This is a genomic window from Gemmatimonas sp., from assembly GCF_041689975.1.
In the GTDB taxonomy this organism is placed as follows: Bacteria; Gemmatimonadota; Gemmatimonadetes; order Gemmatimonadales; family Gemmatimonadaceae; genus Gemmatimonas.
Map to the genome: position 1 here is coordinate 1 of NZ_JBDNFF010000080.1, position 1958 is coordinate 1958.

Annotated in this window: 3 protein-coding genes and 1 pseudogene; all 4 read left to right on the forward strand. The window is 62.2% G+C overall.

Translation table 11 applies throughout. The features are described from left to right. A partial coding sequence (locus tag ACESNG_RS05850; RefSeq protein WP_373068171.1) for a hypothetical protein occupies positions 1 to 262 on the forward strand: 262 nt, incomplete at its 5' end. After that, positions 219 to 836, forward strand: coding sequence for a class I SAM-dependent methyltransferase (locus ACESNG_RS05855; RefSeq protein WP_373068173.1), 618 nt, complete (start codon positions 219 to 221; stop codon positions 834 to 836). The genes ACESNG_RS05850 and ACESNG_RS05855, both read left to right, overlap by 44 nt. Continuing rightward, a complete protein-coding gene (locus ACESNG_RS05860) occupies positions 833 to 1567 on the forward strand; it encodes an SDR family NAD(P)-dependent oxidoreductase (RefSeq protein WP_373068175.1) in 735 nt (244 codons plus the stop codon). The genes ACESNG_RS05855 and ACESNG_RS05860 overlap by 4 nt, the downstream gene beginning before the upstream one ends. Before the next feature lie 203 nt (positions 1568 to 1770). Further along, positions 1771 to 1958, forward strand: a pseudogene (locus tag ACESNG_RS05865) (IS630 family transposase); the annotation flags it as partial.

A 1958-nucleotide genomic window follows, 5' to 3' on the forward strand; every position in this document is an offset into this window, starting at 1 on the left:
CTTTGTCTCGTCCATGTTGATCACCATCCTTGTGATGATCAAGCCGACAGCGCCGCTGACTCAATTTGCCCCCTTCAGGCTCATTCCTGGTTGGAAATACGCCAGCCGCTCAGGCTCATACCACGTTGGACAAGGCTGCCGCTTGACAAGCATCGCCAAGACCGGAATACTCGGGCTCGTGTGGTTAGGTTTCCTATCCTTTGGAGAAGCTGACAATCGTGGATTACAAACTGCACTGGGAACAGGTCTATCAGATGAGTAAACCCGACGAGGTCAGCTGGTGGCGCCCTGATTTGGAGATTTCGCTGCAGCTGATCGAGGACGCGGCAACGACGCGTGACGCCCCGATCATCGACGTCGGCGAAGGGGAGTCGACGTTGGTCGACGACGTGTTGGCACTTGGTTATCGCAAACTCCACACCATGGGCCTTTCGGCGACGGCGCTGGATATCGCGAAGGCGCGTCTCCACGCAAACGCAGCCCAGGTCGAATGGCTCTCCGGAGACGTGCGGCTGTTTGCTTTTGGGCACCACATGTACGACCTGTGGCACGACCGCGCAGTCTTGCATTTACTCGCGGGAGCGAGCTACCGGGCCACCTATGTGCGGCAAGGCGCCCGCACAGTAAACCCCGGCAGCCAGGTCATCGGCGCTACATTCGGCCCCGACGGGCCGACCAGATGTAGCTGCCTAGAAGTCGTTCGCTACGATCCAGAGGCGCTTCACCACGAGTTCGGGAAAGCCTTCCGTCTGGTGAAGCGTCGCACAGAGCTTCGCCAGGCGTCGATGGGCACAACTCAGCACTTCACCGACTGCGATTGCAAGATTTCGGCATGATCATCGTCACCGGTGGCACCCACGGCATCGGCCGCGCGTGCGTAGAATATCTCGCGAGTGATCGCACGCCTGTGATGTTCACCGGCCGTGACCGCGAGGCGGGTGCCGAGGTCGAGCGCTTGGTGTCCGGCGCTACCTACGTCGCGTGCGATGTTGCGATTGAAACCGATTGCCGGCGCGCGGTCGACACCGCGCTCTCACTTGGCCGTGGACGCATCGACGGCCTCGTCAACAACGCCGGCATGTCGTCGCGCGTTTCGTTCGCCCAATCAACCGCGGGCGATTGGGACCGGATCATGGCAGTGAATGCGCGTAGTGCGTTCCTGTTCACGCGCTTTGCGATCAATGGGTTGATCGCGGCGCGTGGCGCCGTCGTCAACGTGTCGTCGATCGCCGGCAAGGGCGGCGAGGAGGGACTTGCGATCTACTGCGCGTCGAAGGCTGCGCTGATCGGTTTCACACAGGCACTGGCGCTGGAATTCGGCGAGGATGTCCGCTTCAATGCCGTGTGCCCGGGACAGATCAACACGCGAATGATGAGCGGCATCAACGCCGATTCGGAAGCACGGCGGCGGTTGGAATTGCGAATCCCCGCGCGCCGCTTCGGCGCGCCGGCGGAAGTGGCGAAAGTGGTGGGCTGGTTGCTCTCGTCCGACGCGAGCTATGTCAACGGGACGGTCGTCACCGTCGACGGCGGCGAAACCGCTGGGCTCCGCACGCCGCGCGGGTGACGCGCCGAAAAGCTCGGGTTCTCGGTGAGCTTCAGGATAACGCTGTGAGTGGCGTGGTCAAGGTGTGGCGTGCGGGCGTTGTCGTCGCAAGGGTTGGGGCGAGCGCGTGGTACGGCGCCGGGAGCGATGCCGGGACGCGGCGTACCGTAAGCAGAAAAAAGACGTCAGGGTTGATTAAATTTATTCAGGGAAACGGGGTCAGGCTGCGCTGCGATGAAAAGAGCCAGGTGCAGGCGCTGGACCGCACCCAGCCTGGTCTGCCGATGAAGAAGGGGCGTGCGGCCACCATGACGCACGACTACAAGCGCAACGGCACGACCACGCTGTTCGCAGCACTCAACGTGTTGGACGGCCAGGTCATCGCGCAATGCCAGCAGCGCCACCGCCATAC

Excerpts from the sequence above, each read along its gene's own strand:
- ACESNG_RS05860 (WP_373068175.1), top strand. The coding sequence starts at position 833 with ATGATCATCGTCACCGGTGGCACCCACGGCATCGGCCGCGCGTGCGTA.